This is a genomic window from Streptomyces sp. NPDC020362 (assembly GCF_040642095.1).
In the GTDB taxonomy this organism is placed as follows: domain Bacteria; phylum Actinomycetota; class Actinomycetes; order Streptomycetales; family Streptomycetaceae; genus Streptomyces.
Map to the genome: position 1 here is coordinate 1 of NZ_JBFAET010000374.1, position 4,252 is coordinate 4,252.

The 4,252-nt window shown below is 73.7% G+C and carries 4 protein-coding genes and 1 pseudogene; 3 read left to right on the forward strand and 2 right to left on the reverse strand.

Features of this window, described 5'->3' with window-relative positions; genetic code table 11:
- Positions 1-132: pseudogene (locus AB0H32_RS47055) on the reverse strand (ATP-binding protein); the annotation flags it as partial.
- Between the two features lie 155 nt (positions 133-287).
- On the opposite strand from AB0H32_RS47055, the gene AB0H32_RS47060 reads away from it, so the two are divergent.
- Complete coding sequence (locus AB0H32_RS47060; protein WP_361135501.1) at positions 288-992, forward strand: TetR/AcrR family transcriptional regulator; 705 nt, start codon at positions 288-290, stop codon at positions 990-992.
- A gap of 174 nt (positions 993-1,166) precedes the next feature.
- On the opposite strand, the gene AB0H32_RS47065 is transcribed toward AB0H32_RS47060, so the two are convergent.
- Positions 1,167-2,051 (reverse strand): LysR family transcriptional regulator ArgP, encoded by an 885-nt coding sequence (locus tag AB0H32_RS47065; RefSeq protein WP_361135504.1) that lies wholly within the window; start codon positions 2,049-2,051, stop codon positions 1,167-1,169.
- 65 nt (positions 2,052-2,116) lie between these two features.
- Here AB0H32_RS47065 and AB0H32_RS47070 point away from each other — a divergent pair, with 65 nt between their 5' ends.
- Entirely contained in the window at positions 2,117-2,731 is a 615-nt protein-coding gene (locus AB0H32_RS47070) for a LysE/ArgO family amino acid transporter (RefSeq protein ID WP_361135507.1), read from the forward strand.
- An 83-nt stretch (positions 2,732-2,814) separates the two neighbouring features.
- Positions 2,815-4,113, forward strand: coding sequence for an MFS transporter (locus AB0H32_RS47075; RefSeq protein WP_361135510.1), 1,299 nt, complete (start codon positions 2,815-2,817; stop codon positions 4,111-4,113).
- The last annotated feature ends 139 nt before the right edge of the window (positions 4,114-4,252 follow it).

Consider the following 4,252-nt stretch of genomic DNA (forward strand, 5'->3'; position numbering starts at 1 on the left):
CGCCGCGACGGCCGCCTCGGCCCGCGCGGGGTCGTAGTCGGCGACCACCATCAGGTCGAAGAACGGACGCCCGGCCGCGATCCGGGTGACGGCGGTGCCGACACCGCCGGCACCCACGAGCAGTACACGCATAACGGAAAACTCCCTGGCTGAAGGCAACGGGAAGGAACATGGCAGGCGCGCCCTGGCCGGAATCCAACGCCGCGGGATGGCATAAGGTCAATGGTGTTGGCATAAGGGTCCGCAGAGACGACAGACAGTCGCAGAGACGACGGACAGGAGGCGCCGTGCCCAAGCCCGTGGTGCCCGAGGAGAAGCGCCGCCGGCGCCGCCCCACCCGCAGCGGCACCGTGCTGTCCGAGCGGCTGATCGTCGAGACCGCGCTGCGCCTGCTGCGCGAGCACGGCAGCGCCGGCCTCAGCGCACGCCGTCTGGGCCTCGCGCTGGACTGCGATCCCAGCACGCTGTACCGGTACTTCCGCGGCATGGACGACCTGACCCTGGCCATCGGGGACGCGCTCATCGGGCAGGCGCTGACGGGCTGGGAGCCGACGGGACGGTGGCGGGCGGACCTCCGGGCGATCGGGCTGCGCATCCACGCCGCGTACGTCGCCCACCCGCAGGCGGCGCTGCTGACCGCCAACCGGGTCACCGGCCGCTCCCACGAGCTGGCCGCCGACGAGACGGTCCTGGACGTCCTGCGCACGGCCGGGTTCTCGCTGCAGGACACAGTCCGCGTCTACCACGCCTTCATCGACCAGACGCTGGCCTTCGCCGCCCTCGACTCCGCGTCCCTGACCCTGCCGACCGCCTCCCAGCGGGCCGACGAGGACAAATGGCACTCGACCTACGCCCGCCTGCCGCGCGCCAGCCACCCCCGCATCGCCGAGGCGGCCCCGCTGCTGGCCGGCCGCATGGTCACCAGCGCCTACCCCACGGCTCTGGAGATGCTCCTCGACAGCGCCGCAGGGAGGCTGGAGGCGGCGGGATGACGGCAGGGGGACGCGCACGAGGATCTGGGTTGCGGGGACCGGCACCCGTGCACAGTGGGCGCGCTGCGGGGACCGTAGTCCGTCCGCAGTGGGCGGGCTGCGGCGACCGGCATCCGTGCGCACGAGGGGCGGGCTGCAGGGACCGGCACCCGTGCGGCGGCCGTGCGGTCCGCCCTACTGCCGCAGCGCCTGCGCCGCCGTCTCCGACACCGCCTCGGCCAGTGCCGCCAAGGCGGGGGAGTCGAGCTTCCACTGCTGCCAGTGCAGCGTGACGTCCGACCATTCCCCCGGAGCGAGAAGGGAGAGGCGCCCCGCACGCAGCAGCGGTTCGGCCTGGGCCTCCGGGACCATGCCCCAGCCGAGGCCCGCGGCGACCGCGTCGGCGAAGCCCTCGGAGGTGGGCACGTAGTGCCGCAGGGGGCTCGCGGCCCCGCGGCCCAGCCGTCGTACGAAGCCGTCCTGGAAGTCGTCCTTGCGGTCGAAGACCACCACCGGCGCCTCGGCCAGCACCTCTGCCAGCGGCCCGGCCGGCTGCCGGTGGGCGAACCCCGGTGCGGCCACCGGCAGGTAGCGCATCCGGCCGAGCGCACGCACCGAGCAGCCCGGTACCGCGTCGGGGGAGGAGGTCACGGCCGCCATCACCAGGCCCTCGCGCAGCAGCGCCGCCGTGTGGTCCTCGTCCTCCCGGTGCAGTTCGTAACAGAGCCCGGGCACCCGGGTGAGCGCCCCCAGGAACCAGGTGGCCAGCGAGTCCGCGTTCACCGCGACCGACACCCGGGTCGCCTCGCCGGCCCCGCTCAGCCCCAGCTCGCCCCGCGTGTCCCGCTCCAGCCGGGCCAGCTGGCGGGCGAACCGCACCAGCACCGCGCCGGACTCCGTCGGGCGCACGGGTTTGGTGCGCTTGAGCAGGACCCGGCCCGTGCGCTGCTCCAGCGCCTTGACCCGCTGGCTGACCGCCGACGGCGTCACGTGCAGGGCCGCGGCCGCCGCGTCGAAGGTGCCCTCGTCCACCACGGCGAGCAGGGTCCGCACCTGCTCCAGGGGAAGTTCCGTCATCATGACTGCTAAGGATACGTAAGAATCTTTAGCTGGACCTGCACTGATCCCTTCCCTAGCGTCGGGGCATGAACCACGCTCTGACCGCCGCGGCCGCCGGATTCGGCACCGGGCTCTCCCTGATCGTCGCCATCGGCGCCCAGAACGCCTTCGTCCTGCGCCAGGGGGTGCGCCGGGACGCCGTCCTCGCCGTGGTCGGGATCTGCGCCCTGTCCGACGCGCTGCTCATCGCGCTGGGTGTCGGCGGGGTCGGCGCGGTGGTGGTGGCCTGGCCGGGCGCCGTTCGGGCGGTCGGGCTCGTCGGCGGCGCGTTCCTGCTGTGCTACGGCGCCCTCGCCGCCCGGCGGGTGCTCAGACCCGGCACCGGCCTGCACACCGACGGCGAGGCGGCGGGCTCGCGGCGGCGGGCGGTGCTGGCATGCCTCGCGATGACCTGGCTCAACCCGCACGTCTACCTGGACACCGTGTTCCTGCTCGGCTCCCTGGCCGCCGACCGCGGCCCGCTGCGCTGGACCTTCGGGCTCGGTGCCGCCCTCGCCAGCCTGTGCTGGTTCGCAGCCCTCGGCTTCGGCGCCCGGCTGCTGGGCCGCGTCCTCGCCAGTCCCGCCGCCTGGCGGGTCCTGGACGGCCTGGTCGCCGTCACCATGCTGGCACTGGGGGTCATGCTCATGGCCGGATCCTGAGCAAATCCATTCGGCATGTACATGGGTCACTGGAATAGTTAGGCTCGCGAAGCGAAAAGATGTAACGAGCAACCAGGACACCCGTGGACACGAGCGAGAGCAGCACCACCGAACCCGACGCCGCGACGGACGCGGCGCCCCCGCCCCGGCGCGGCTGGCGACGCTGGGCGATGGACACCCGGCCCCTGCGCATCCCCGCCTACCGGCGGTTGTGGTCGTCGACCATCGTCACCTCCGTCGGCAGTCAGCTCACCGCCGTGGCCGTACCCAAGCAGATCTACGACATCACCCACTCCTCCGCCTGGGTCGGCTACGCGAGCCTCGCCGGTCTCGTGCCCATGGTGGTGTTCGCGCTGTGGGGCGGGGCGGTGGCCGACACGGTGGACCGGCGCAAGCTGCTGCTGGTCACCAACACCGGCATCGCCGTGACCTCGCTGCTGTTCTGGGCGCAGGCCGTCACCGGCCTGGACTCGGTCCTCGCCCTGATCGTGCTGCTGGCGCTGCAGCAGGCGTTCTTCGGCTTCAACTCCCCGGCCCGCACCGCCTCCATCGCCCGCCTCGTCCCGGCCGGGGAGCTGCCGGCGGCCAACGCGCTCGGCTCGACCGTGATGCAGACCGGCCTGGTCGCGGGTCCGCTGCTGGCCGGTGTGCTGATCCCGGTGATCGGACTGCCCGAGCTGTACCTGATCGACGCGCTGGCCCTGTGCGTCACCGTGTGGGCGGTGTTCCGGCTGCCCGCGCTGCCACCGCTGGGCGAGGGGCCGGCCCGCCGGGCCGGCCTGCGCGAAATAGCGGCCGGGTTCCGCTACATCTCCGGGCACAAGGTCCTGCTGCTGTCGTTCCTCGCCGACATCGTCGCCATGGTCCTCGGCATGCCCCGTGCCCTGTTCCCGCAGCTGGCCGCGCAGACGTACGGCTCCTACGGCGAGGGGCTCGCGCTCGGCGTGCTGTTCGCCGGCATCCCGGTCGGCGCCGTTCTCGGCGGCCTGTTCTCCGGTGCCTTCTCACGGGCCCGGCGGCACGGCTGGATGGTCATCGGCGCGGTGGTCGGCTGGGGCGTGGCCATCGCCGGGTTCGGACTGAGCGGCAACCTCTGGGTGGCCATGGCCTTCCTCGCCGCCGCCGGCGTCGCCGACATGATCTCCATGGTGTTCCGCGGGGCCATCCTGCTCTCCGCCGCGACCGACGAGATGCGCGGCCGGATGCAGGGGGTGTTCACCGTGGTCGTCGCGGGCGGTCCGCGCCTGGCCGACGTGCTGCACGGCACGGCGGGCTCGGCGTTCGGTCCCCGGGCCGCCGTGGCGGGCGGCGGCGCACTGGTCGTCGTCGTGATGCTGGCCCTGGCCGCCGCGGTCCCCGCACTGCGTCGCTACCGGGTCTGACGGGGCCTGGAGAGAGCCCTGACGGACCGGAGAGGCTCTGGCGGTCCTGGCGGTCCTGGCGGTCCTGGCGGTCCGGCGGCGCCGCCGGACCGGCCCCCGCCGGCCGAGAGGGGGCCGCTGCGGCGCCGGCGCGGGTACT

Excerpts from the sequence above, each read along its gene's own strand:
- AB0H32_RS47065 (WP_361135504.1), bottom strand. The coding sequence starts at position 2,051 with ATGATGACGGAACTTCCCCTGGAGCAGGTGCGGACCCTGCTCGCCGTG.
- AB0H32_RS47070 (WP_361135507.1), top strand. The coding sequence starts at position 2,117 with ATGAACCACGCTCTGACCGCCGCGGCCGCCGGATTCGGCACCGGGCTC.